The organism is Marinobacter sp. bablab_jr008, from assembly GCF_016464145.1.
GTDB lineage: Bacteria > Pseudomonadota > Gammaproteobacteria > Pseudomonadales > Oleiphilaceae > Marinobacter > Marinobacter nauticus.
Window position 1 is genome coordinate 105,382 of record NZ_JACDWW010000054.1, and the last position, 23,527, is coordinate 128,908.

20 protein-coding genes and 2 tRNA genes are annotated in these 23,527 nt (G+C 57.7%); 13 read left to right on the forward strand and 9 right to left on the reverse strand.

Annotation, left to right across the window (positions count from 1 at the left end):
• Positions 1 to 56: 56 nt before the first annotated feature.
• Positions 57 to 3,227: a ribonuclease E gene (gene rne, locus JIF53_RS07785; RefSeq protein ID WP_199452187.1), complete on the forward strand. Its 3,171-nt coding sequence runs from the start codon at positions 57 to 59 to the stop codon at positions 3,225 to 3,227.
• 2 nt (positions 3,228 to 3,229) lie between these two features.
• On the forward strand, positions 3,230 to 3,772 hold the full coding sequence (locus tag JIF53_RS07790) for a YecA family protein (RefSeq protein ID WP_199452188.1): 543 nt from the start codon (positions 3,230 to 3,232) through the stop codon (positions 3,770 to 3,772).
• A 4-nt stretch (positions 3,773 to 3,776) separates the two neighbouring features.
• Here JIF53_RS07790 and JIF53_RS07795 read toward each other — a convergent pair whose 3' ends face one another.
• Positions 3,777 to 4,643, reverse strand: a complete 867-nt coding sequence (locus JIF53_RS07795; RefSeq protein WP_199452189.1) for a PHP domain-containing protein — start codon at positions 4,641 to 4,643, stop codon at positions 3,777 to 3,779.
• An 87-nt stretch (positions 4,644 to 4,730) separates the two neighbouring features.
• Here JIF53_RS07795 and JIF53_RS07800 point away from each other — a divergent pair, with 87 nt between their 5' ends.
• From JIF53_RS07800 to JIF53_RS07810, 3 genes are all read left to right on the forward strand, one after another.
• Entirely contained in the window at positions 4,731 to 5,030 is a 300-nt protein-coding gene (locus JIF53_RS07800) for a YciI family protein (protein ID WP_011785354.1), read from the forward strand.
• Between the two features lie 117 nt (positions 5,031 to 5,147).
• Positions 5,148 to 5,816 (forward strand): TIGR04211 family SH3 domain-containing protein, encoded by a 669-nt coding sequence (locus tag JIF53_RS07805; protein WP_199452190.1) that lies wholly within the window; start codon positions 5,148 to 5,150, stop codon positions 5,814 to 5,816.
• A 5-nt stretch (positions 5,817 to 5,821) separates the two neighbouring features.
• A complete protein-coding gene (locus JIF53_RS07810) occupies positions 5,822 to 6,112 on the forward strand; it encodes a PilZ domain-containing protein (protein ID WP_153740329.1) in 291 nt (96 codons plus the stop codon).
• Positions 6,113 to 6,161: 49 nt separating this feature from the next.
• On the opposite strand, the gene rraA is transcribed toward JIF53_RS07810, so the two are convergent.
• Entirely contained in the window at positions 6,162 to 6,641 is a 480-nt protein-coding gene (gene rraA, locus JIF53_RS07815) for a ribonuclease E activity regulator RraA (RefSeq protein ID WP_023009926.1), read from the reverse strand.
• Between the two features lie 32 nt (positions 6,642 to 6,673).
• A complete protein-coding gene (gene ppsA, locus JIF53_RS07820) occupies positions 6,674 to 9,046 on the reverse strand; it encodes a phosphoenolpyruvate synthase (protein WP_014421120.1) in 2,373 nt (790 codons plus the stop codon).
• Between the two features lie 132 nt (positions 9,047 to 9,178).
• Here ppsA and JIF53_RS07825 point away from each other — a divergent pair, with 132 nt between their 5' ends.
• Entirely contained in the window at positions 9,179 to 9,994 is an 816-nt protein-coding gene (locus tag JIF53_RS07825) for a pyruvate, water dikinase regulatory protein (RefSeq protein ID WP_011785359.1), read from the forward strand.
• A 44-nt stretch (positions 9,995 to 10,038) separates the two neighbouring features.
• Here the strand turns inward: JIF53_RS07825 and JIF53_RS07830 are convergent, their stop codons facing one another.
• The gene (locus tag JIF53_RS07830) at positions 10,039 to 12,963 is read right to left on the reverse strand and encodes an insulinase family protein (RefSeq protein WP_199452191.1); all 2,925 of its coding nucleotides are present in this window, start codon (positions 12,961 to 12,963) and stop codon (positions 10,039 to 10,041) included.
• A 99-nt stretch (positions 12,964 to 13,062) separates the two neighbouring features.
• Between JIF53_RS07830 and JIF53_RS07835 the strand changes: the two genes are divergently transcribed.
• The 3 genes from JIF53_RS07835 (at position 13,063) to JIF53_RS07845 (ending at position 16,173) form a co-directional block, all read left to right on the forward strand.
• Positions 13,063 to 13,524 carry a hypothetical protein gene (locus JIF53_RS07835; protein WP_023010480.1) on the forward strand — a complete coding sequence of 154 codons (462 nt, stop codon included), beginning with the start codon at positions 13,063 to 13,065 and terminating at the stop codon, positions 13,522 to 13,524.
• Positions 13,525 to 13,638: 114 nt separating this feature from the next.
• A complete protein-coding gene (locus tag JIF53_RS07840; RefSeq protein WP_199452192.1) occupies positions 13,639 to 15,024 on the forward strand; it encodes an MORN repeat-containing protein in 1,386 nt (461 codons plus the stop codon).
• Between the two features lie 51 nt (positions 15,025 to 15,075).
• Complete coding sequence (locus JIF53_RS07845; RefSeq protein ID WP_199452193.1) at positions 15,076 to 16,173, forward strand: response regulator; 1,098 nt, start codon at positions 15,076 to 15,078, stop codon at positions 16,171 to 16,173.
• Here the strand turns inward: JIF53_RS07845 and JIF53_RS07850 are convergent.
• A complete protein-coding gene (locus tag JIF53_RS07850) occupies positions 16,153 to 16,860 on the reverse strand; it encodes a nucleotidyltransferase family protein (RefSeq protein WP_228285502.1) in 708 nt (235 codons plus the stop codon). The genes JIF53_RS07845 and JIF53_RS07850 overlap by 21 nt on opposite strands.
• Between JIF53_RS07850 and JIF53_RS07855 the strand changes: the two genes are divergently transcribed.
• Complete coding sequence (locus JIF53_RS07855) at positions 16,852 to 17,706, forward strand: 6-carboxytetrahydropterin synthase (RefSeq protein ID WP_199452194.1); 855 nt, start codon at positions 16,852 to 16,854, stop codon at positions 17,704 to 17,706. The genes JIF53_RS07850 and JIF53_RS07855 overlap by 9 nt on opposite strands.
• Before the next feature lie 126 nt (positions 17,707 to 17,832).
• Here the strand turns inward: JIF53_RS07855 and JIF53_RS07860 are convergent.
• From JIF53_RS07860 to gltX, 3 genes are all read right to left on the reverse strand, one after another.
• Positions 17,833 to 17,908 (reverse strand) — tRNA-Glu (locus tag JIF53_RS07860).
• Between the two features lie 7 nt (positions 17,909 to 17,915).
• Positions 17,916 to 17,991: transfer RNA gene (locus JIF53_RS07865), tRNA-Ala, on the reverse strand.
• Positions 17,992 to 18,107: 116 nt separating this feature from the next.
• Entirely contained in the window at positions 18,108 to 19,589 is a 1,482-nt protein-coding gene (gene gltX, locus JIF53_RS07870) for a glutamate--tRNA ligase (RefSeq protein WP_199452195.1), read from the reverse strand.
• A 142-nt stretch (positions 19,590 to 19,731) separates the two neighbouring features.
• Here gltX and JIF53_RS07875 point away from each other — a divergent pair, with 142 nt between their 5' ends.
• The gene (locus tag JIF53_RS07875; RefSeq protein ID WP_199452196.1) at positions 19,732 to 20,661 is read left to right on the forward strand and encodes a zinc ABC transporter substrate-binding protein; all 930 of its coding nucleotides are present in this window, start codon (positions 19,732 to 19,734) and stop codon (positions 20,659 to 20,661) included.
• Here JIF53_RS07875 and JIF53_RS07880 read toward each other — a convergent pair.
• Positions 20,641 to 21,555: an AEC family transporter gene (locus tag JIF53_RS07880; RefSeq protein WP_199452197.1), complete on the reverse strand. Its 915-nt coding sequence runs from the start codon at positions 21,553 to 21,555 to the stop codon at positions 20,641 to 20,643. The genes JIF53_RS07875 and JIF53_RS07880 overlap by 21 nt on opposite strands.
• 307 nt (positions 21,556 to 21,862) lie before the next feature.
• Between JIF53_RS07880 and rnk the strand changes: the two genes are divergently transcribed.
• Positions 21,863 to 22,249, forward strand: coding sequence for a nucleoside diphosphate kinase regulator (rnk, locus tag JIF53_RS07885; RefSeq protein ID WP_014421109.1), 387 nt, complete (start codon positions 21,863 to 21,865; stop codon positions 22,247 to 22,249).
• A 102-nt stretch (positions 22,250 to 22,351) separates the two neighbouring features.
• The gene (locus JIF53_RS07890; protein ID WP_199452198.1) at positions 22,352 to 23,506 is read left to right on the forward strand and encodes a cytochrome P450; all 1,155 of its coding nucleotides are present in this window, start codon (positions 22,352 to 22,354) and stop codon (positions 23,504 to 23,506) included.
• Positions 23,507 to 23,527 lie beyond the last annotated feature (21 nt).

A 23,527-nucleotide genomic window follows, 5' to 3' on the forward strand; every position in this document is an offset into this window, starting at 1 on the left:
GATGCGAATCCCCCCGGTTTTCTGTCACCAACAAACGACAGGAACCCTTTCTTTCCATGAAAAGAATGTTGATCAATGCAACTCATCCCGAAGAGTTGCGCGTCGCGCTGGTTGACGGCCAACGGCTGTTCGACCTTGATATCGAATCCAGTACCCGCGAACAGAAAAAGGCCAACATCTACAAGGGCCGCATTACCCGGGTAGAACCCAGCCTTGAAGCGGCTTTCGTTGACTTTGGCGCAGAGCGCCATGGCTTCCTGCCCCTGAAAGAAATCTCCAAAGAGTATTTCAAGAAGTCGCCCGGGCAGATTGAGGGCAAAATCAACATCAAGGATGTTGTCTCCGAAGGCCAGGAAGTGATCGTTCAGGTCGACAAGGAAGAGCGTGGCAACAAGGGCGCTGCCCTGACCACCTTTATCTCCCTGGCTGGCCGCTACCTGGTGCTGATGCCCAACAACCCCCGCGCCGGTGGTATTTCGCGCCGCATTGAAGGCGAAGAACGGACCCAGCTGAAAGAAGCGATGAACGGCGTTCAGGTGCCGAAGTCCATGGGCATTATTGTGCGTACGGCCGGCATTGGCCGCACCACCGAAGAGCTCCAGTGGGACCTCGACTACCTGGTACAGTTCTGGGAAGCCATCACCCAGGCGGCCGGCGAGCGCAAGGCTCCTTTCCTGATCCATCAGGAAAGTAATGTGATCATCCGCGCCGTGCGCGATTACCTCCGCCAGGACATCGGCGAAGTCCTGATCGACGCCGAAAGCGTGTACGAAGACGTTCTGAGCTTCGTTCGTGCGGTCATGCCCACCTTCGAAAACAAGATCAAGCTGTACAAAGACGAGATCCCCCTGTTCAGCCGTTATCAGATCGAAGGCCAGATCGAAACGGCGTTCCAGCGCGAAGTGAAACTGCCCTCCGGCGGCTCGATTGTCATCGACCCGACCGAAGCCCTGGTGTCCATTGACATCAACTCATCACGGGCCACCAAAGGCCAGGATATTGAAGAAACGGCCCTGCAGACCAACCTTGAAGCGGCCGAAGAAATCGCGCGCCAACTGCGCCTGCGGGATATGGGCGGCCTGATCGTTATCGACTTCATCGACATGACGCCAGCCAAACACCAGCGGGAAGTCGAGCAGAAGATGCGTGAAGCGCTGGAACTCGACAGGGCCCGCGTTCAGGTTGGCAAGATCTCTCGTTTCGGCCTGCTGGAAATGTCACGTCAGCGTCTGCGCCCCTCACTGGGCGAGACCCGCAGCGAAGTTTGCCCGCGCTGTGAAGGCCAGGGCACCATCCGGGGTATCGAATCTCTGGCGCTGAGCATCATGCGCCTGATCTACGAAGAATCCTCCAAGGAGAAGACCGCAGAAGTACGAGCCATGGTGCCGGTTTCTGTGGCCACCTTCCTGTTGAACGAAAAACGCAAGCAGCTGGCCGACATTGAAGCCCGCCAGGGCGTAGCGGTTGTGGTCGCACCTGTGCCCAACATGGAAACGCCGCACTTCGAGATTCTGCGCCTGCGTCAGGACGAAACCTCTCCAGAGCATGTCTCCAGCCATCAGGTAGCTCAACAGTACAGCGAGCGCGAGGAAGAGGCAGCCGTAGAAGTTGCAAGTGCCGAGAAACCGGTGCGCGAACAGGCCGCCGTGAAAGCTATCCGCCCCTCTGCGCCAGCCCCAGCACCGACAGCCGCTGCGCCAACGGCTGCTGCTGAGCAGGAAGAAGGCCTGTTCCGCAAACTGGGCAAGAAGATCGCGTGCTTCTTCCGGGGTGAAGAACCGGAGCAGGAAGCCAACCGCGACACTAACCGGAACCGGAGTGAAGAGCGTCGCAACCAGGCCCGCCAGGATCGCCGCAAATCCCGCGTTGCCCGCGATGACCAACGCACCGGCGGCAACCGCAGCGGCAATGATCGCCGTCAGGGTAGCCAGCAGAACCGTGGCGATGACAACCGGGGCCGCAATCGTGGTGGCCGTGGTGACGATCAGAATCGCGGTGAACGTGGTGGCCAGAACCGTTCCAACCGGGACGACCGCTCTGGCGACAGCAAGGGCAATGACAACCGCCGGGACAACCGCAAGGACTCCCAGAGCCGCGGCCAGAACCGGAACCGTCCCCAGCGCGACCAGAAAGGCCCGCAGGACAACCGGGAACAGCAGGAATCCCAGAAGGGACCTTCCAACGACAAGCAGGGCGGTGACGACAAGCAACGCAAACCACGCCGACAACGTAACCGGGACGGCTCGCCCGCCGAGACTCCGGCATCAACGCCAGCAGAACGCAAAGCGGAACGCAGCGAGAAGCACCAGAAAGATACCCAGCCGGAAAAAGCGGCTGACAAGACAGCTCCTGTGGACGCTAAAGCCAGTGAGTCGCGCGTAGATAAAGCCGAGCAACCGGCCGCAACAACGCCGGAAACCAAAACTGCGCCAGAGAGCCGCAAGCCTGAACAACAGGAAATGGCCGAGAAGCCGGAGACCAAAACCGAACAGGCCGAGCAGAAAGAGGCTCCCTCAGCAGAAGACAAGCCTGAAGCAAAGGATGAGAGCAGCCGCAAAGAGAAGTCTGACGGCCGCAGAGGCCGCAGCTCAGGCCGCCAGCGCAAGCCTCGCTCTGCGGATAGCGCTGAAAAATCCGGTGCTGCCGAAGACAAGGGTGACAAGGAGAGCTTGCCGGCAGAAGCCGAGCAGAAACAGGCCGCCAAGCCTCAGCGTACCGAGCAGGTCACCGCAACAGAAGCCGAGCAGCCTGCAGAAAAGGCCAGCGCCGAGCCTGCCAAAGCCGAAGACAAAGAACCGGTCAAGGCAGAGGCCAAGGCACCCCGGCAAGCCAAGGCTGACTCACCGAAGGCGTCTGAGCCGGAAACCGGCGCGGCTTCTGATCAGAAGGCTGCCGAGGATAAAGCCGACAAGGCGCCGGAACAGAAAGCCGAGGCCGCTAAAACCGAGCCTGAAGTAGATACCGCGCCCGAGAAGCAGGCCGAATCCAACAGCGAAAAACCCGCTGACAAACCGGAGCAGACTGCAGAGCCCCTAAAAGCCGAGCCAGCTCCGGCCACCGAAAAGCCAGCGCAGCAGAAAGAAGAGACTCAGGAAGCCAGTGCATCGGAAGCTATCCCGGTGACTCCGGGCCGGGCCTATAATGACCCAAGAGAGGTCCGCAAGCGCCAACGCGCGGCCGAAGAAGCCAAAAAGGCAGAAGAGGCCAAGCAGGCCGGGAGTAACTGATCATGCTGAGCAACTCGGACATCGAAGCGCTGGAAGACATTCTGTTCGCAGAACCCTGGGGAGATCATGCCCTGGACTTTTTCGGGTTCCATGGCGTGGTGTGTGCCAGCGTGATCGGGCCGGTCAGCCTGAAGGCGGAAGACCTCTTCCGCCTTGCCACAGGCACAGATCAGTTGCCGGATACCGGCATTCCCGACACGTTTACCCATTGTGTAAATGAGCTTGCACGGGATATGGCCTACGCCCTGGATATGGGCCAGCCACTGGAGCTGCCGGAGCCAGAAGACGGCGACCCGATGAACGCTCTGGAAAACTGGTGCGCGGGCTTTGTCGATACCTTCCTCGAGCACGAGGAGGCCTGGCTTCAGGCTGCGGATGAGGATGAAGTGGCGGACCTTATGGTGCCGATGCTGACACTGTCCGGCCTGTTTGAGGACGAGGACTTCCAGAAAGTCCGGAATGACGAGAAGCTGTCAGCCAAGATGGCAGAGGCCATCCCGGACTCGCTGACCGACCTCTACCTGTTGTTCCACGCGCCGGATTGAAGCCTCAGGCTTCAATCGGTTGCCGAAAATGATGCCAGACGGGCTCCAGCCCCTCTGGCATTTTCATTATGCGCCCCAGCTCACACCAGGGAGCTCCCGGGAAGTGAAAATCACTGCCTTGAGAGGCCCAGAGTTTTTCCCGCCGCGCCAGCTCGGCCACAAAACCCAGATCGCCACTGGATTGGCCCGACACTGACACCTCAATGCCCTGCCCTCCGGCACGGCCGAAATCCGCAGTTAATGCCCGTAAACGGGTTGCTGTGAGACGATATTTCCTGGGATGCGCCAGCACAGCAATCCCGCCGGCCGCCACGATCCATTGCACCACCTCCGGCAACTCCGGCCAACACGCCTTTACATCTCCTGGCTTGCCAGTTCCCAGATACCGTTTAAACGCGTGCGCCACCTTGGGTACAACACCGTCTTCCACCAGAACTTCGGCAAAATGCGGGCGCCCGGGCACGTCCCCTCCGGCCACTTTCGTCGCCCGCTCAAGAAGCTGGTCCACGTTCAGGCGGCTTAGCCTGTCGGCTATCATCCGAGCTCGCTGCCAGCGGTTTTCGTTCTGGCGCTCAAGTGCGGCGAGAAACGCAGGATCACGTTCGTCAAAATCGAGCCCGACCACATGAATGGTATGACTGCGCCAGACACAGGAAAGCTCCACACCGTTAATCAGGGACAAAACGGAACCTGACGCCGCACTTCTCGCCACCTCGAGACCTGCGATGGTGTCATGATCGGTCAATGCCAGATGGCTAACCCCCTGCTCAACGGCTCTGGCTATCAGGGCCTCTGGAGACAGCGCGCCATCGGATGCCGTGCTATGGCAATGCAGATCAATGCACGTTCTGGAGTCTTGGGGTATAGTCACGAACAATCCTGAATAACGAAACGGGCACCAGTGTATCAGCCTTCAGGCAGTGCCCCTAACCTCAGCTGATCACAGATCGGAGAACCCATGTATTACGCCATCATCAGCGAAGACATCGCCAACAGCCTGCCCCTGCGCAAAGAAGCCCGACCTGCCCACCTGGCCCGACTGGAACAGCTCAAGGCCGAAGGCCGGTTATTGGTAGCCGGCCCCCATCCGGCCATTGATTCGCCCGATCCTGGCGAAGCAGGCTTCAGTGGCAGCCTGGTCATCGCTGAGTTCGAATCGCTGGAGAAAGCTCAGGCCTGGGCCGATGCCGATCCCTATGTCGATGCCGGCGTGTATGAAAAAGTAATCGTTAAACCCTACAAGGTGGTGCTGCCCTGAACAAAGCGGCCGCCAGCATGAGCGGATTGTAACGCTGAGGTGCTTGAATAGCGGCCACCTTATGACAGAATTGCGGGTTTAAATCATCAGTAATATCACTATCAGGGAACGTACTCCGTGACACCGCTCCGTCTCCTTTTCAGCCTTGTGCTTATTGTCAGCTCCGTTTCCGTTGCGCAGGCGCGCACCGTCTGGGTCGATGATCAACTCTACCTGCCTGTGCGCTCGGGCGCCGGCACGCAGTACCGTATCATCGAAAATGCCCTCCCCAGTGGGACGCCACTGGAAGTGCTGGAAACCGGTGACAATTACACCCGCGTACGCACGCCGAAAGGGACGGAAGGCTGGGTTGCGAGCCAATACCTGAGCAACGAACCGATCGCAGCTGATCAGCTTCGTCGGGTCAGTCGTCAACTGGACGAAACCCAATCTGAGCTGGCTGAAGCTCGTCAGCAACTGGCCGCCGTTACCGAAGAACGAAATTCTCTGCAGAATGCCGAGAATAATCTTTCCAATCGGGCGGAAGACCTGCAAACTGAACTACAACGCATCAAGAATATTGCCGCTGACTCCATCAATCTTGAGCGTCGTAACCGTGAATTGCGCGAAGAAAACCAGAAACTGCGGAATGATCTGGAAGTACTGACAGCGGAAAATGAGCGTCTTGAGGCCAGCAAAGAATCTGATTTCATGCTTCTGGGCGCGGGCCTCGTGTTTGGCGGCGTACTGCTGGCCCTGATCATTCCCATGCTCAAACCGACAAGAAAAACCGACAACTGGGCGTAAAGGTGATGAAAGATTACTCTGAGAAGCGCGACTTCCATCGTATGCAGGTGAACAGCACCATCACGATTATCGGCAACGATGGTGAAATCCACACCGGTATCTGCCGGGATCTCAGTGCCGCCGGTATGCAAGCAGCAGTGGAACGACCGTTCAGGATTGGCGAGGAGCTGAGAACCCGAATGGAGTCCGCTGGAGATCAGTTCCCGCCCCTGGAGACGCTCGGCGAGGTGGTGCGTTGTGAGCCTGATGGTGATGGTTATCTGCTCGGGATCAACATCATAGAAGTAACCCAATAAAAAACGGCGGCCCAAAGGCCGCCGTTTTTGTCTGTGCCGAGGCCGCGGCTTAAACCAGCGGCTTCTCGGAGACGATGATGCCATTGTTATCGGCATACACGTACTGCCCGGGCTTGAACGTCACACCGTGGAAGGTCACCGGGATATTCAGATCACCGATACCACGCTTTTCAGTCTTGCGCGGTACGGTACCCAGGGCCTGAACGCCCAGATTAGTCTGTCCAATCTCATCTACATCACGGATGCAGCCATAGATGATCAGGCCAGCCCAGCCGTTTTCCGCGGCTTTCTCGGCCAGCATATCCCCCAGCAGGGCATTGCGCTTGGACGCGCCACCGTCAACCACCATCACGCGGCCGTTCCCGGGCAGCCCAACCTGCTCTTTCACCACTGAGTTGTCTTCAAAACACTTCACGGTCACGATCTCACCGCCGAACTGGCGCACGCCACCGTAATTATTGAAGCCAGGTTCGACCACCTGCACTTCCGGAAATTCGTCACACAGATCCGGAGTAATAATCTTGCTCACGTTGTCGCTCTCCTTTTCCCAAGTGTTGGTGATCAGTCGATCTTCTCGTCGGCCAGGAAGAACCAGGTATCGAGTACCGAATCCGGGTTCAGAGACACAGTATCAATGCCCTCATCCATCAGCCACTTGGCCAGATCCGGATGATCTGACGGGCCCTGACCACAGATGCCAATATACTTACCGGTTTTCTTGCAGGCCTGGATAGCGTTGGACAAGAGCGCCTTTACCGCATCGTTACGCTCATCGAACAGGTGGGCAATGATGCCAGAATCCCTGTCCAGACCGAGCGTCAGCTGAGTCAGATCGTTGGAACCAATGGAGAAGCCATCAAAGTGCTCCAGGAACTGCTCCGCCAGAATGGCATTGGCCGGCAGTTCACACATCATGATGACCCGCAGGCCGTTCTCACCACGCTTCAGGCCGTTTTCCGCCAGCAGATTCACCACCTGCTCAGCTTCGCCGACAGTCCGTACGAACGGCACCATCACTTCAACGTTGGTCAGGCCCATTTCATTGCGGACTTTCTTCAGAGCCCGACACTCAAGCTCGAAACAGTCGCGGAAGGTATCGGAGATATAGCGCGACGCTCCGCGGAAGCCCAGCATCGGGTTCTCTTCGTCCGGCTCGTACAGAGTGCCGCCAATCAGATTGGCGTACTCATTGGATTTGAAGTCGGACAAACGCACAATCACTTTCTTCGGAGCGAACGCCGCTGCCAGGGTGGAAATGCCTTCCACCAGCTTGTCCACGTAGAAATCCACCGGTGAGGCATAGCCGGAAATGCGCTTTTCCACGGTCTGTTTGATGTCACGGGGCAGACCGTCAAAGTTCAACAGCGCTTTCGGGTGCACGCCGATCATCCGGTTAATGATGAACTCAAGGCGGGCCAGGCCCACACCTTCATTGGGCAGCGCCTGGAAGTCAAAGGCTCGGTCGGGGTTACCCACGTTCATCATGATCTTGAACGGAATGTTGGGCATGGAGTCCACGGTATTCTCACGCAGCTCGAAGTCCAGAGCACCCTCGTAGATCATACCGGTGTCACCTTCGGCGCAGGAGACGGTCACGTCCTGACCATCCTTGAGCACCTCGGTGGCATCGCCACAGCCCACAACCGCCGGAATACCCAACTCCCGGGCAATAATGGCCGCATGGCAGGTACGGCCGCCACGGTCGGTAACAATGGCGGAAGCCCGCTTCATCACCGGCTCCCAGTCCGGGTCGGTCATATCGGTAACCAGCACGTCGCCAGCCTGTACCCGGTCCATTTCGTTAATGCTGGTGATGATCTTCACCGGGCCACTGCCGATCTTGTGGCCGATACTGCGACCTTCCACCAGCACTTTGCCGGTTTCCTTCAGCAGATAACGTTCCATCACATTGGCAGCTGCGCGGCTCTTGACCGTTTCCGGCCGGGCCTGAACGATGTAGATCTTGCCGTCATCACCATCTTTAGCCCACTCAATATCCATCGGGCGCTGGTAATGCTTTTCAATGATCATGGCCTGCTTGGCCAGTTCTTCCACTTCCGCATCGGTGATGGAAAAACGATTACGGTCTTCCTGCTCCACCTTCACGGTTTCAACAAACTTACCCTCACCCGGTTCGGAATGGTAAACCATCTTGATGGCCTTGCTGCCGAGGTTACGGCGCAATACCGACGGACGTCCGGCTTCCAGGGTCGGTTTGTGTACGTAGAATTCGTCAGGGTTTACGGCACCCTGCACCACAGTTTCACCGAGGCCGTATGAGGAGGTAATAAACACCACATCGCGGAAACCGGACTCGGTATCCAGGGTGAACATAACACCGCTGGAAGCGGTTTCACTGCGAACCATCTTCTGGATACCGGCAGACAACGCTACCAGCTTGTGATCGAAACCATGGTGCACGCGATAGGAGATCGCCCGGTCATTAAACAGGGAGGCAAACACCTCCTTCACCGAGGTACGAACCTGCTCCAGTCCCACCACGTTCAGGAAAGTTTCCTGCTGGCCGGCGAAAGAGGCATCAGGAAGATCCTCGGCGGTGGCGGAGGAACGCACCGCGACAGCCATCTGATCGTTACCGGCCTGAAGCTTGGCATAGGCTTCTTTCAAGGCGTTATCCAGAACTTCCGGAAACGCGGTGTCGATTACCCACTGGCGAATCTGGGAGCCAACCCGCGCCAGTTCGTTAACGTCGTTGACATCCAGGGCATCCAGGGCTTCGTCAATGCGGTCTTTCAGGCCGTCGGTGGCCAGGAATTCACGGTAAGCATGAGCAGTGGTAGCGAAACCGCCAGGGACGGTAACACCAGCATTGGCGAGATTACTGATCATTTCACCGAGGGAGGCATTCTTGCCTCCAACCCGGTCTACGTCGGACATTCCCAGGTGGTCAAACCAGATAATGTAATCTTCCAAAGCGTGTCTCCCTTGAGTCTGTGTAGCGCGGAGTCTCGAATCTGGCGTGTATGATACTGTAAGCTGCGGAAATTACCTAGGGAGGCAACCAAAGACTCCCGGGAACAAGTTCAAACCAGACCGGATACGACCATGAAAAGAACGGCGTTTTTTATCTCTGATGGCACTGGCCTTACGGCAGAAGCGCTCGGCCATGCCCTTTTGGCGCAGTTTGAAAAAATCGAGTTTGAGCGGGTTACCGTGCCCTATATCGACGATGAGGAGAAGGCCCGGGATCTTGTCAGCCGCATCAACAAAGCGTCGGAAATCGATGGGGAACGGCCGCTGGTATTCGACACCATCGTTAATGGCGGCATCAGGGAAATCATCAGCCGGGCCGACGGCTTTATGGTAGATATCTTCGGAACCTTCCTGAACCCTCTGGAGCAGGAACTCAACTCGTCGTCCTCCTACTCCGTAGGCAAATCCCACTCCATCAATAACGCGGGCAGCTACGAGCGTCGGATCCACGCAGTCAACTTTGCGCTGGACAATGACGACGGTGCCCGCACCCGGCATTACGACGAGGCCGACCTGATTCTGATCGGAGCATCCCGCAGCGGTAAAACGCCCACTTGCCTGTACCTGGCCCTGCAGTATGGCATCAAGGCCGCCAACTATCCGATTACCGAAGAAGATCTGGACGACCAGAAGATGCCCGCCGCGCTCCGGCCCCATAAGGAAAAACTGTTTGGCCTGACCATCGAACCGGAACGCCTTGCCACCATTCGTAACGAGCGCCGGCCAAACTCCCGCTACTCGTCGCTGCAACAATGCATGCATGAGATTGAAGAAATCGAATTAATGTACAAGCGGGAGCGGATTCCCTATCTGAATACTACGGCGTATTCCGTTGAGGAAATCTCGACCAGAATCATGGTGACAACGGGCCTGAAGCGGCACCGCTGAGGCAGGAAACCCGGCAGAGAGCCAATGGCCCTCTGCCAGTCAGATCAAAGTTCCTGAATGTCCATGCCAAGCCCTTCCACAACCGCACGGTTGTCGGGGCTTGTCACCACGGCCACATTGGCCTTTTCAGGCGCAAGCCAGGTCTTGGCCACGCGCTTAAGCTCGTCCAGAGTGACACCAAGAACCCTCTCACGGAAACGTGCGCGCTGCTCCGGCGTACGCCCGAACAGCCTGTTGTGGTAAGCATGGCGAGCCGCTCCGGCTGGCGAGCGGGGGCGGTCGAGTTGGCCGATCACACCCAGGATAGCCTCTTCCAGAGCCTGGTGCTCATGCGCTTCGCTGTACAACCAGTTCAGCGCTGCATCGAAGTCATCCAGGGTTTCCGCAAGGCGTGGATCGCGATAGGAGAAGAACCGGAAAACACCATTCACGCTGTCCTGGCCGGCGCCACCACCGTAGGCCCCGCCTTTTTCACGGATGGCCCGGTGCAGATAACCGTTCCGGAGAAAGCCTCCCAGTACCGTCAGCGCAGCCGCATCGGGATGATCCACCGCAACCGTCGGGTAGGCTTTGGCACAGAAATTGACCTGGGTAGATGTCAGCCAGGCCTCCCGGGTGTTGTAGCTGACCGGCTCCATGGACCAGTTACCCTCACCCTCTGCAGACACTCCGCTCCAGCAAGTGCCCAACTCATCCAGCATGGGCGACAACTGGTCGTCCTCACCAATCAGCAGGAACTGGCGGTTCTGGCTGCGAATACGGTTGTGCAGCGCGGCCAGCTTGCCACAGAAATCGGCCAGGCCGGCTTCATCTTTGAGCTGCTGATCAAGCTCCTTGGTACCACGAATTCCAGCCAGACCACCCAGACGGTACGACAACCAGGCACCGGAACTGACGCCCTGAGCCGCTGCGCCCATGGCCAGGGCATGCCCGCTGCCCGTCACCGCCTGCTCACGGCGAGCCCGGATCTGGGCAATGATCTCACGAACACGCTCTTTTTCGTCAAAACGGGCCCCGGTGTAGACATCCTTCAGCAGACGGGTCAGCGCTTTGCTGTTGCGGCTCAGCGCCTTGCCACTGAAAATCAGATAGCCGGTCATGGCCTGAACATCATCAATCTGCCCCTTGGCAGTAAAAGAAGCGCCGATGCCGCCAGATTCCGCAGAAATACGATCCTGCATTTGCAAGTAATCCAGCTCTCCACACCCCACTTCGGAAATCAGAGTGGTGTAATAAGGCAACAGCAACAGTTCGTCTTTGCTCAGAGCCGGCAGCGGTAGCACCACCTGCTGATACACCAGGCCATTAGTGCCTCGGGAATAAACGGTCGCACCGGTTTCGGCATCGTACCGTCCCTCCGGCTCCGGCATCTGCAGCGGCACATCATCCAGCCCAACCTTGGGCAGTATGGAATCATCATCCTTGCGCATCTGGCGCTCTTCCAGTGCCTGAGCACGCTGCACAATATGGCTGATATCATCGTCGGACAGCTCCGCCTTGCGCCGGGCAAGGGCATCCTTGATGGCCTGCTGACGACGGCCTTCGAGTTTTTCATCCGGGCGCAAAGTCAGGGTTACCCGGTGCGGGTTCTCCAGCAACTTGCGCCGGATCAGCCCGGGCACATACTCGGGATCCTTGATCTTTTCCCTCAATGTCGCCAATACCGGCTCGAGATCCAGCAGTTCCACCGGATCACCACCATGAACCATGGGGGCAATCGCGCTCATGATCAGTTGCAAGCCGTAGGGGAACTGGTCTCCGGCAATCTCCCGCTGGTGCAGTTCCAACTGATGCAGGATGGCCTCGAGGCGCTCCTGGCTGACACCGTCATCCACCACCTTCTGCAGCGTAGACTCAATCAGCTGTTCCAGATCCGCCCTGCGCTCCGGCTCGCTGCCCTCAATACCGCAAACGAAGGTCATTTCCCGGTTGGAATCCTCCAGCCCGCACATGGGAGACGGCGCATGGCCCAGGTCTGTGGTTTCCAGCGCCCGCATCAACGGCGATGCGCTGTTTTCCAGCAAGACGGCAGACAATAACTGGCCTTCAAGATTTTCCTGCAGGTCGAAGCTGTGGCCCAGCAACCACCCCATCACAATGTGGGTCTTGTTGTCGGTGCTCTCACCTTCATTTACCGCATAGCCCTGCTCTACCCGGACCGGCGCGAACATGCGCTTCTCGTCTTTCACCGGCAGTTCAATATCCAGCCGATCGAACCGTTTCAGCGCCAGCTCTTCAAACTTCTCGTGGTGTTCCCGGGCCGGGATATTGCCGTAGGTCGCAAAAATCGCATTGCTCGGGTGGTAGTGGTGGCGATAGAACTTCACCAGGTCGTCATAACTCAGATCGACAATATGGTCCGGCTCGCCGCCGCTGTTGTAGTGATAAGTCGTGGTCGGGAACAGATGGCTGGTCAGGTTCTGCCAGAGCTGGGAGGTAGGTGCACTCATCGCCCCTTTCATCTCGTTGTAGACCACACCCCGGTAGACCAGGTCGCTGGATGGGTCATCCGGCTTGTCAAATTCCAGGCGATGACCTTCCTGTGCAAAATCCAGCGGGTCCAGCTTGGAGAAGAACACGGAATCCAGGTACACCGACAGCAGATTATCGAAGTCCTTGCGGTTCATGCTGGCAAAGGGATAAGCAGTCCAGTCGCTGCTGGTGAACGCGTTCATGAAAGTGTTCAGGGAGCGGCGAATCATCATGAAGAACGGATCACGCACCGGGTAACGCTCACTGCCGCACAGGGCGGTATGCTCCAGGATGTGGGCGACACCGGTCGAATCCATCGGGAACGTTCGCAAAGCAACGAAGAATACGTTCTCGTCGTTATCCGCCGCCAGGTGAAGATGGCGTGCACCGGTCTTTTTATGGCGATACTCCTCAACCTCAAGGTTCAGGGTGCCGATCCGGTGACTGCGAAGTTTCTCAAAAGCCGGATGGATTGCGTTGTCAGTCACTGCAGCCATTAAAAAATCCTGTGTATAGAACAATTGGAGAATTACAGGGTAACACGTAGTATCGGATATCATGCACGGAACGGACTCAACAAGGTAGCCTGCCAATCCATGACAGACCGCAGCCCAGACAAATCCCACATCGACGCCCCTGAAGTTGCCGCCTGGTGGGCCGAACGACGCCAGTATCTCGAGCGAATCCGCAAAGTTCCCGAGATTCGACAGCGATTCTGGCGGGAAGTTGCTATCTACCTGTTACGGCGTGTGCTGTGGTCTTACGGCTTCTTCCCCATCTTCATTGCCTTCTGGCTGCCCTTTGTCCTGGCCAGCTTCAACCCGGTAGTCATGGCCGGTGACCTGATCCCGATGCTGCAGGAGTTCGTCAACTCGAATCCGGAGGAACAGGCCACGACCATCAGCACCCTGACGATCGCCTGGCTGTCGATCGGCTCCTTTTTCCTGATATTCGATTTTGTTCTGACCCCGTTCCGGTCTCCCTATCAATATGAAGCCGATGTTTACATGAAGTCCTGGGAGCAACTTAACCATGATCGGCTTCCGGACAAAATGTGATACGACCGGCATTCTGATCAAGTTCAGACACTTTCTGTTACATAACGTTGCAGACAGTGGTTAAGATGAACCCATAACAAAGCATCCGGAACACTTGGATCAAGAGGTTTTGTCATGGTCGATTTCAGGCCGCTGCTGTTCATCAATGCACTTGCGCTCATGCTTCTGGTTACTGCCGGATTCGCATCGGTTCGCAAGGATCTGGATACCACCGACACCACAGCTCCGGCTCTGGCGCAAACCGTGGAGCATGCCACCGCGCCGGAAACCTCAGCCGCGAAAACACCCACAACCCGGATTGAAGCCGAAACACCCGCACCTGTGGCTGAAGAGCCGCTGTTTGCTGATACCCGCGAGACACCATTGGCAGACACTCCGGAGACGCCGCAGCCCGTCGACAACGCGCTTCCGGCCACCGGCGAACAGACCGAAACAGCAGCAAACAGCGAACCGTTCACCGTTGAACCAATGCCCGAAAACCCGGAAATGCTGGCCATGGCCGAACCAGTTTCGGCTATGCGTTCCCAACGCGACGTGCCGGAGACGAAACCCGCGCCCGAGCCTCCGAAAACCGGCACCCTGGTGTTACGCTCCAACGTGGTGGGCGATCAGGTTACGATCAACGGTAAATCCTATGGCGCCACCCGCCTGGACCTGGAGCTGGACCCCGGCCTCTATGACATCACCATCGAAAAGCCCGGATACCAGTCCTGGAGCAATTCAGTGGCACTGGAAGCCGGCGACGAACTCACGCTGGTCGGCAAACTGGAAGCCTTCACCACCGTAAACTACAGGAATGGTGAATGGCGCGGCGGCATCACCACTGGTGATGGCACCTGGGAAGATAGCTCCGGCCTGCGTTATGAAGGCCACTTCGTGGACGCCGAGTTTGATGGTTCCGGTACCGCCTGGTACTCCGATGGAAGCCGCTACGAGGGCGACTGGAAACGGGGCGAACGGCACGGTGAGGGGCGCTGGCGCTCCGCAGACGGCACGACTTATACCGGCCAGTTCCAGAACGATCAGTTCCACGGCAAGGGCACGCTTACCCTGGCCAACGGCGACATATTGACCGGAAACTGGGAGCAGGGCCGTATGAATGGCCATGGTTCCCTGACCACCGCCGATGGCATGCTGTACGTTGGCGGCTTTCGGAATGATGAATTCCACGGCCAGGGCGCCCTCACCTACCCGGACGGACGCTCCTACGAAGGCGAATTCTCCAACGGCGAATTTCATGGCAAGGGCTCGGAAGTCTTTGCTGACGGAAAGAAATACGATGGCCAGTACATGGAAGGCAAGTTCCACGGCAAAGGCCTGCTGCGCAACCCTAACGGCAGCTCCATCGAGGCCACTTTCCGCCATGGTGAACCCTATGGACAGGTTCGCCTGACAACCGCGGCCGGCGAAGTGTTTACCGCCCGCACCACGGAACCCGGTGTCTGTTATCGGGAAAAGAGTTATCGGGCAACCCAGTGCCCGCAACTGGAAGGCTGGTAATCACCCGGTCGCAGCACCCACGCGTTTGCAGTAACAGGTTGAGGTAGTGACATGGCAATCAAAAATGCTCTGCTGGTGGACGACTCCAAAGTTGCCAGGTTTGCGCTAAGCAAACTGCTCGAGAGTCGGGACATGGAAGTGAACATGGCGGGATCAGCAGAAGAAGCGCTGGATTTCCTGAAGAGCCACGACCGGCCAGACGTGATCTTTATGGATCACCTGATGCCCGGCATGAATGGCGTGGAAGCCACCAAGGCCATCAAGAACAACCCGGAAACGGCCGGCATTCCGATCATCATGTGTACCTCCAAGAAATCCTCTTCCTTTATGGAGGAAGCGCGCAACTTTGGTGTCTACAACATCCTTACCAAGCCGCCTCACAACGAAGGTCTCAACCTGATGCTGGAGCAGTTGGCCAGTGACGTCGAGCAGGGGAACGTGCCAGAAGCACCTGTTGAAATGAACGGCCATGACCTGCGCGAGTCAGATGACGAACCCATGGACTTTCCGGAGGATGCCTCTGTGCAACTGTCGCCAAAAGCAGAAAGCGGCCTGAACGGCCAAAGCGCCCCGAATGTGGTGCCTCTGACCAGCGACCTGATTGAGCAGATTGCCCGCTCGGCGGTCAAGACTCATATCAACAACCGGCTGCATGAACTGCTCAGTTCCCTTTTCGACGAGCAGTTCGATCACCTCAAGCGTGCGCTGGACGAAACCCGCAGCAAGCAGGAAGCCACCATTGAGGAGCGCCTGGAGTCACTCAGCAAGATGCTGGATGAACGCACCCGCAACCTGCGCGACGAAGTGGCCGCCGAAGTGAACCTGAACCTGGGTCGCGAACTTACCTCCCTGAAAAAAGAACTCTCCAAAAACGCCGGGGTCACCTCCGAGCACATGGCGGAGTTGAAGGATCACATCACCAGCGTACAGACCATCGACACCGAGTTCTGGCAAACCCTGCAGTCAGAAGCCATTCAGCAGGCCCACGAGATTTCCCGGGAGACCGCCGAGGACATTGCCCAGCGCACCATCGATCTGTACGTGTCTCAGCAGCGCTCGGCCAACTCGCGCATCTATACCGTTGGCTTGGCCATCAGTCTGGGTATTTTCAGCGTAGGAATCGCCTGGTTATCCGGCCTGTTCGGCTAATTGCCCACGGACCTGCTGCCAGTCCTGAGGGGTGTCAACGTCCTGTTGCACCCCGGCTATTTCAACCGGACGGGTTCCGGCCCGGTTCAGAACTACCCCCGCCCCCGCATCGCCCTTAAGCAATAACAGATCTCCCCAGAGCGATTTCGGAATCCAGGCTGGCACGCCTACCCGCTTGCCATAACTGGCTGCCCAGGGCACCTCTGGCTTCCGCCGGGCGTTTGCGGACAGCCGTCTGAGCCCTTCGGTATCCAGTAAGGGCTGGTCTGCCAACAGCACAAACACACCCAAAGCAGCGGGAGAAAGTGCCTGCAGGCCGGCAATCAACGACGTCGACAAGCCCTCCCGCCAACGCTCGTTAACCACCCAGCGCGCCGGTTGCCGATTGCAGCGAAAGCGCACCAGAGGGAAGCCTGCGCCCGCAACCACCCACGTCTGCGCCGATAGCTGCCGCGCCTGACCAATAGCGTGCCCTAGCAATGAACCGCCACCTGGCAGCTTCAAAGCCTGCTTGTAACACCCCATTCGTCTCGCCTGGCCGGCTGCCAGCACCAATGCCGGAAACTGCGGATCCTTGATGCTATGATTCGCGTTTATGATGCGCCCCCTGAAACTGCTGAATGCAGCGATTTTTGCTAGAATTCCGCCATCATGCAACCTGACCACGCCGGACCCTTCATGAACCATCTCTTTGTCGACAACCTCACTGTGATTGATTTCGCCTATCTGGATCCCGCTCGAGGATTGGTTGGCGAAAGCTGGATTGCCGATGTGGTGCTGGGAGGAGAACTGGACGACCAGGGCATGGTCTTTGACTTCAGCAACGTCAAGCGCACCATCAAAAGGGTGATTGACGAACGCGTGGACCACCGGTTGGTGATTCCCCGCGGATATCAAGGCCTGCAATGGAGCGAGGACGCGCCCAACACTTTCCGCTGGGCACTCTCTGGCGGCGGTCACATCGAGCATAGCTCGCCGGACGAAGCCGTTGTCTGGCTGTCCTCGGACCGGGTCGTCCCGTCTGCCGTGGCCGCCCTGCTGGAAAAGGAGCTTAAAGCCGTTCTGCCCGGCAATGTCATCTCCGTCGACATCAACCTGCGCGAAGAAGTCATCGAAGGCGCCTACTACCACTATGTTCACGGCCTGAAAAAGCACCTGGGCAACTGCCAGCGCATTGCCCATGGGCATCGCTCCCCGATCCGCATTGACCGCAACGGACACCGGGCCTACGACCTCGAAGAACGCTGGGCGAAGCTCTGGCAGGATATCTATGTAGGCACAGAAGAAGACGTGGCTCGCCGATTCGTGGGCGAGGATGGCATTGGCTACATCACCTTCGAATATGAGGCCAACCAGGGGGAGTTTGCCCTGACACTGCCTGAGCACAGCGTATACATGCTGGAAACGGACACAACCGTAGAGCTGATTGCCGCCCACATTGCGGACAAACTGAAAGCGGAGTTCTCCGGAGAGGAAATCCGGGTAAAAGCCTACGAGGGAGTGGGCAAAGGCGCTATTGCCATACGAGCCTGAACCGGCCACCCGGGATTGGCGCCCTAAACGGCGCGAATCCCGCCGATCATTCGTTCAGACACAAAAAAACCGCCCGAAGGCGGTTTTTTTGATGGCTATCCGGTGGACTAAACCGTCAAGCCTAATTGGCGTCCCCTAGGGGGTTCGAACCCCTGTTGCCGCCGTGAAAGGGCGGAGTCCTAGGCCACTAGACGAAGGGGACTAGAAATTGGTGGAGCCAAGCGGGATCGAACCGCTGACCTCAACACTGCCAGTGTTGCGCTCTCCCAGCTGAGCTATGGCCCCTCAACGGATGCGTATATTAAGGATCCGCCCTTGGGGCGTCAACACCCGATTCCGCTTTTTTTAAAGTTTTTTGAACATCCCTGTTCGCATCGTTCAATTAACCAACAAACCGCTCATCAAACACCCAGAGCGACGTATTCCTTCTCCACTTTCTTGGTTTCTTTCTTGGAAAAGCCGCCCATAACCTCAAGGGCATGACGCAAACGAGAGCGGGTCATGTCCGGCCCCAGCAACGCCATGGAGTCCATCACCGACCAGGAATTAGGCGTTCCGGCAATGGCCACAAAGATCGAGAACATGAAATCGCCCATCTTCAGGTCCATGGCTTTCGCCAGCGCCTTGATGTCGGCAAAGATGGTGTCCTTGCTCCAGTGGCGCTGGGCTTCCAGCTTCCAGAGGGCAAACTGCAGCACGCGCTTGATCTGGCCTTCATCCAGTTTGTTATGGGCAAAGTCCTCCGGCTTCAGGTTCAGCATGCCGCTGAACATGAACTGGGCCATGGGCGCCACATCGGAAAACACTTCTGCCCTACCCTTGATATGGGGCACCAGGGCTTTCAAGTCGTCCTGGTTAAACCACCACTGTTGCATCCGCGCCATGAACTGCTCGTCGCTCAGCTCCTCACGAATCCACTGGCCGTTGAGCCAACGCAGTTTTTCCACGTCAAACACGGGGCCACCCAGGGACACGCGCTGGATATCAAAGTTCTCGATCATCTCATCCAGAGTGAATTTCTCACGCTCGTCCGGCATGGACCAGCCCATACGACCCAGGTAGTTGGTCACAGCCTCTGGCAAGAAGCCCATACGCTCGTAAAAGTTGATACTGGTCGGGTTCTTGCGCTTCGACAGCTTGCTCTTGTCCGGGTTGCGCAGCAGCGGCAGGTGACACAACTCTGGCATGTCCCAGCCGAAGTACTGGTACAGCAGCTTGTGCTTGGGCGCGGAATTGATCCATTCCTCACCTCTCAGCACGTGGGTAATGCCCATCAAATGGTCATCAACCACGTTGGCCAGGTGATAGGTGGGCATCCCATCAGACTTCAACAGAATCTGGCAGTCCACCTGGGCCCAATCGATCTCAATGGTACCCCGGAGCATATCCTGAATTTCACACACGCCTTCAACGGGCACTTTCATGCGGATAACGTACGGATCACCCGCATCCAGACGGCGCTTCACCTCGTCTTCCGGCAGCTCCAGATCGCCCTTGATGCCGGGATTCAGGCCCTGAGCCTTACGCTCTTCGCGGATGGCATCCAGCTCTTCCGGTGTACGGAAGCAATAGAACGCATGGCCAGCGGTGACCAGATCCTCAGCATACTGACCATACATGTGCTTGCGCTCAGACTGGCGATACGGGCCGTGGGGGCCGCCAACATCGGGACCCTCGTCCCAATTCAGACCCAGCCAACGCAACGCAGTCAGAATGTCCTGCTCGGATTCAGCGGTACTGCGGGCGTGATCGGTGTCTTCGATGCGCAGAATGAACTGGCCGCCGTGCTGACGGGCAAAGCAAAGGTTAAACAGGGCCACGTAGGCGGTACCAACGTGTGGATCGCCGGTGGGCGACGGGGCAATTCGGGTGCGTACTGTCATGAAACCATCCTGAAAATAAGTGGCCGATTTATAAAGGGCGCATTATAGCGGCCATCCTGCGGTTTCGCATGGGCGGCTTTTGCATCCACGACAAATATTGTTATATTATAACGTTTCACGCACATGCAGGATTCGATATACCATGCCGCAGAAAATCACCCGCCTGGCCATTGCTCTCTCAGCCCTGGCTATCGCAACACCCGCCGCCGCTACCAATGTGGTTGCGTCCATTAAACCTGTTGAACTTCTGGTCAAAGCCGTCGCGGGTGACAGTGTGGAGGTCTCAACACTGGTACCACCCGGTTCCAGCCCTCATAACTACAGCATGAAGCCCTCTCAGCGGCGTGCCCTGGAACAAGCGGATGTCATCTTCTGGGTCGGCCCGGATATGGAAACCTTCCTCAACCGTCTGCTCGGTGGCAAGGAGTTCGCCGGCCGGGCGGTGGCTTTCCTGGAGAGCGAAGGTGGAGAATCTGAGCACGACGAGCATCATGATGAGCATGGGCATGATCACGAATCCGACGCCCATCATCACGATCACGGCGACGGCGAAGACCCACATATATGGGTAGACCCGATGCTGGCACTGGACATGGCGAAAGACATCCGGAATGTACTGAGCGAACTTGAGGGCGTAAACCCCGAGGAACTGAATGCCAACCTGGAGCGTTTTCAAACCGAACTGCTCAACAAAGAGCAGAGTATTCGAGCGAGCTTTGCCGGCCTGGATGACATCAGCCTGTTCGCCTATCACGATGCCTTTACCCGCTACGCCGAGCACTATGGGCTGACGCTGGAAGGCGTTCTGACCCTGAACCCGGAACTTTCCCCTGGCGCCCGACACATCGCCGATGTTCAGGCCAAGCTCGAAGCTGCCAATCACCCGTGCCTGCTGACCGAGCCCCAATTCAACCGCCAGTGGTGGCGTTCCATTACCGAAGGACTGAACGTCACCTTCAGCACCTGGGACCCGCTGGCAACCGACATTGAATCGACACCGGCAGGCTACATCGAGTTTCAGCAATCTGTGGCCGATGCGGTTCTCAAGTGCTTACCAGAGCAGGCTCAGTAGCACCGGAATAGAGACCATCGCCAACAGGGTTTGCCCGCTGATGATCCCTGCCATCAGCGGCGCGTCCCCGCCAAGCTGGCGCGCCAGAATGTAAGCCGACGTAGCGGTAGGCAAGGCTGCCAGCAGCACCGCCACCTGCACCAGCAGCCCCTCCAGCCCGAGCATCCAGGCCAGACCCGCCGTCATCAGCGGAAACGCCACCAGCTTCAGGGCCGACGACACCATAAACGGTACCGATCCACCACGCAGGGCACTGAGCTGCAAACCAGCTCCCACGCACATCAGCCCCATTGGCAGCGCCAGATTGCTCAACGGCTCCAGTATGCCCGCCAGCAAGGGATGAAACCCTACCTGAAAATAGCTCCAGAGCACGCCAATGACCGAACCGACGATCAACGGGTTGGTGACAATCGCCCGAATCACCGCCGCCAGATTGATTTGCTCTCGCCCTGCTACCAGAGCGAACATCAGAATACACAGCAGGTTCAACAACGGCACCATAATGGCTACGGCGATAGCCGTGAGCGAGAGCCCATCATCCCCCAGGAGCATGCCACCCGCGGCCAGGCCCACGTAGGAATTGAAACGAATCGCACCCTGGTATACCGATGAAAACACCGGACCGGACCAGCCCCAGAGCCACTGCGCAGCGACCAGCACCAGCGTCATCGCCAGCAGCATGGCGATAATCAGCATCGCCGTATCACCGTAGGCGGAAGGAGGAAGCCGGGCCTGCCCAAGCTTGAACACCAGCATGGCAGGAAACAGTACGTAATAGGTGAAGCGCTCCGCACGGGGCCAGAAATCACCTCCGGGAAAGTCCACGCGGCGCAAGCCATGGCCCAACATGATCAGCACGAAGACAGGAATCAAAGCCTGAACCACCATTGGCATCACCACCTCCCGACAACCAGACACCAGCCCGTTCACAGGTGCAAGACACTAGCACAGATCTTCGGCAAGTTCGCAGTTGCCATTTTGCTCACCCGGGGGTAGATTCAGAGCTTCTTCAACTCGAAAGGCGAAGTGCAATTCCCGTGAACATTCTGCGTTCAGGCAATTACACGATATCTCTGGCACTGCGGTCCTCCTTCGGGAACACCGGCAGGGCTGCCATCCGCCTCTGATTTCGCTGAATCCACTCTCTTCCCGTCCGGATTCAGCGCCTAACCAACAATCGATTGTTTACCTGGAGATTCCTATGGCTGAATTGCCACCTATCACTGTTGCAGAAGAAGATTACAACCGCCTCAGCACCTTGCTTGAGCGGGTCGCCGGCCAGTCTGACGTAGCCGATGGGCTGGAAGACGAACTCAGCCGTGCCGACATGAAACCGCTGGCCGACATGCCAGAGGGCGTGGTGACCATGAACTCCCGAGTGCGCTTTCTGAACGAAGACACCGGCGAGGAGCACGAAGTGGCGTTGGTATACCCCCATGAGGTAGGCGACGCCGATCACAAAGTCTCGATACTGGCACCGGCCGGCGCCGCCATGCTGGGGCTGAGCATTGGCAGCAGTATCGAATGGCCCATGAAAGGTCGTAAGCCCATCCACCTGAAAGTGATTGGCGTTACCCGAAACCCATAAGCACTTTCCTTTACAAATATCAGGACTTGATATTTCTCCAAAGGCAGAGCGGCCTCCGGTGGTAGCATTTCCCCAATGCTAACCGACAGATCAGGAGGCCGTATGGCAGAGCAGCACCACGAAGACTGGGATCCCAGATCAGCCGAGGTTCAGAAGGACCAGATCCGCGCCTACGATGCCATGCGCAAGGAATGCCCGGTGGCCTGGAGTGATTACCAGCAGTGGACGTTGTTTCGCCATGCCGATGTCATGCAGGTACTGGAGGATCACCACACCTTCAGCAACGCCGTCTCCGCCCACCTGTCCGTACCGAATGGCATGGACCCGCCCGAACATACCCCCTACCGCAAGGCCATCGAACCCTATTTTGCGCCGGAGCCCATGGCGCGCTTTGAACCGATATGCCGGAAGGTGGCCCGGGCGCTGGTACAAACCCTGGACAAAAACAAGCCGCTGGATGTGGTCAACGCGCTTAGCCGCCCCTTTGCGTTACAGATTCAGTGCGCGTTTATGGGCTGGCCAGACAGCCTGCATCAACCACTGGCCGAGTGGGTGATGAAGAATCACCGGGCAACCCTGGCCCGGGACCGTGCTGCCATGGCCGATGTTGCGGAAGAGTTCGACGGTTATATTCGGGAACTGCTGGATACCCGCCGTCAGGCCGGTGACCAAGCGCCCGACGATGTCACCACCCGGTTACTGCGGGAGCAGGTCAACGGCAAACCCATGAGCGACGAAGAACTCGTCAGCCTATTGCGCAACTGGACGGTCGGCGAACTGGCCACGATTTCCGCCAGCATCTCGATACTGACCAACTATCTGGCCCACCACCACGAGTTGCTGAACAACCTTAAGACCGCGCCAGAGCAGCTCCCCGAAGCCATTGACGAAATCCTGCGAATGGACGCCCCACTCATTTCCAACCGCCGAGTAACCACCCGAGAGGTCGAGATAAGCGGCAGAACCATTCCCGCCGGCGAAAAAATCACCCTTCTTTGGGCATCCGCCAACCGGGACGAAGATACTTTCGGCAACCCGGACCAGTTCTGCCCGCACCAGAACGCATCGAAGAACCTGCTCTACGGCGCTGGCATTCATATCTGCCCGGGCGCACCGCTGGCGCGAATGGAACTGAGAGTTTTCATGGAAGAGTTGTTGAAGCAGGTAGACGCCATAGAACCCGTGGCAGGCGAACCGCCTGAGCGGGCGATGTTCCCTACGGGCGGATTCAATGCTCTGCCGCTGGTATTCCGGTAACGGCCACGCTTAAACAAAGAA